Origin of the sequence: Paraburkholderia sp. (assembly GCF_036488505.1) — a bacterium.
GTDB lineage: Bacteria > Pseudomonadota > Gammaproteobacteria > Burkholderiales > Burkholderiaceae > Paraburkholderia.
Window position 1 is genome coordinate 1 of the sequence record NZ_DASXHN010000289.1, and the last position, 2,253, is coordinate 2,253.

Below are 2,253 nucleotides of genomic sequence, written 5' to 3' on the forward strand. Positions count from 1 at the left end.
GCATTGCCGCTGATGCTGTCCTGCGCGTGCAGCACGTCGAAGCTGCGCGGGTCGCAGGCTTTTACGCTGGCCTTGAGCGCCCGAAGCCGCGCGTCGACGAGTGCGACCGTGCCGTGCTGCGAGCCTTCTATGGTCGCGAGAATTACCCGGCACGGCGGCTCGCGGAAGAACGTTTCCCCGGGCGCGGCGGGCGCGAAGAGCGTCACGTCGTGGCCTTCATCCACGAGCGCGCTCGCGAGTTCGAGCGCATGCACCACGCCGCCGCGCGGATTGACCGAATGCGTGGCGAGGGCAATTCGCATTGGGGCAGGCATCACGTCGCACTCCCTGATCTTCCGACGATGAACGCGTCAGCGTCGAAATTCCATAACTCGGCGGAGTCGCCGCCGTCGTGCAGCACCACTTTGCGCGATGCGTCGACCGTGCCAATGACCGCACATGCCAGCTCACGTTCAATAAACAGCCGCTCCACCTCAGCCGCGTGTTCCTCGCGTACGGACATTACAAAGCCGAAGCTGGGGAACGCGCTTAACCATCGCAAGCGGTCCTTGCCAGGAGGCGAAGGCACACGCGAAAGATCGATGCTCGCACCCACGCCCGAACATTCCAGCAGCATCAGCGCAGTGCCGAGCGCGCCGGCCATGCTGATGTCCTTGGCGGCATCGCAGAGACCGCTTTCGGCGAGCATGGGCAACAACTCGAGGTCGGCGCGCAAGCGTGCCGCAGGGGCACCGACCGATGCATTCCAGAACGGATACGGCTCTTCGAACGCGCCGCGCAGATCGACCGCCATCATCAGGCGATCGCCGGGCCGGGCATTGAAACTGGACAGCAACCTGTTCGCGCGCCCCAGAATGGATACCGCCAGTTGCGCCTGGCCGCTGCGCGTATTGCTATGGCCGCCGACTATCGGCACGCCGTACACGGACGATGCCGCCGCCATCCCGCCAAGCACGTCTTCGGCCGCGCGCAATCCGTCGCTCCAGATCGCATCGACAACCGCGACCGGGCGACCGCCCATCGCGTAGATATCGCTGACGTTGACCATCACGCTGCTGTAGCCCGCGAACCAGGGCATGTCGCGTACGAAGTCGCTGACCAGACCTTCGATGGCGAACAGCAGATAGCCGTCGCCGTCGGCGATAGCCGCGCAGTCGTCGCCCAGCGCGACTTGCGGGCAGCCGGAGGCGGCGCGCGGCACATGCCGGGCAAGCGACGACATTACGCCGGCAATGTCGGTCTTGTGCCGGAAGCCGCGCGTTTCCCTTAGCGCGGCGACGAGATCAGCCACGCTCATGACGTACTCCGCGCGGGTGAATACTGGGTCGTGAAGCCGCTTCGCGGCGTCACGCAAGGCGGGTAAAAGCCAAGATCCGCCTGCATCAGATGATGCGGCCGGCCATGCATGAGTTCTTCAGAGAGCGTGCTCCAGTGCAGAGCATGAAACAACGGTGCATTCTGGCTCTGCACATGCGCGAGGAAGGTTGCGCAGCCGAGCGCATGAGCACTGCTCACTGCGAGCTTGATCAACGTTGCGCCTATCTTGCCGTGCCGCCTGAACGCTGCATGCACGGCAAGGCGCGAGCCGCTCCACACGCCCGGTTCGTCCTCGTGAATGCGCACCGTGCCGACCACTTGCTCAGGCATCCCGCCGATACAGCTCACCGCCACGAGCAGTTGCGCACGCTCGTCGATCTCATCGCGGTCATCGCCGATAAAGATCCCTTGCTCGATGCAGAACACCGCGCGCCGCAGCTTGTAGGCTTCGTTCGCTTCCCACGGCAGCGTGGTCCACTTGATCGTGTAGCTGGCCGGGGTATAGAGGCGGGCAAGATCTTCGGTATCGGCGAGCATGATCAGACCTCGTAGGACGATAGCGACGAACACGCGCCGCATTTACCGCAACCCGCCTTGATATCGGCAGAACGCATGCCGCCTGCCGACACCATCGCGCCAAGCGGTTGCAATACCGACTTCATGAACTCGGGCGAGGGCGCGGGATGATCCTCGAGCGGCGTGCCGCTGATTGGCACAAACGGGACCACGAACGGATATACACCGAGATCCACAAGCTCGCGCGAGATCGAGAGAATGGCCTCTGCCGTGTCGCCAAGACCCGCGAGGATATAGGTGCTCACCTGGCCCCGCCCGAACACCGCCACGGCCGCCCTGAACGCTTCCATGTAGCGCGAGATGGGTACGCTGGCCTTGCCCGGCATGATCTGTTCACGCAGCGCGGGCGTGACTACTTCG

General features: G+C 64.2%; 3 protein-coding genes and 1 pseudogene. All 4 read right to left on the bottom strand.

What is annotated here, in order from left to right:
• A partial coding sequence (locus VGH68_RS17345; RefSeq protein ID WP_331604890.1) for a glycosyltransferase occupies positions 1-314 on the bottom strand: 314 nt, incomplete at its 3' end.
• On the bottom strand, positions 314-1,297 hold the full coding sequence (locus tag VGH68_RS17350; protein WP_331604891.1) for a sll0787 family AIR synthase-like protein: 984 nt from the start codon (positions 1,295-1,297) through the stop codon (positions 314-316). The genes VGH68_RS17350 and VGH68_RS17345, both read right to left, overlap by 1 nt.
• Positions 1,294-1,854, bottom strand: coding sequence for an MSMEG_0567/Sll0786 family nitrogen starvation N-acetyltransferase (locus VGH68_RS17355; RefSeq protein ID WP_331604892.1), 561 nt, complete (start codon positions 1,852-1,854; stop codon positions 1,294-1,296). The genes VGH68_RS17350 and VGH68_RS17355 overlap by 4 nt, the downstream gene beginning before the upstream one ends.
• Positions 1,855-1,856: 2 nt before the next feature.
• Positions 1,857-2,253, bottom strand: a pseudogene (locus VGH68_RS17360) (radical SAM protein); the annotation flags it as partial.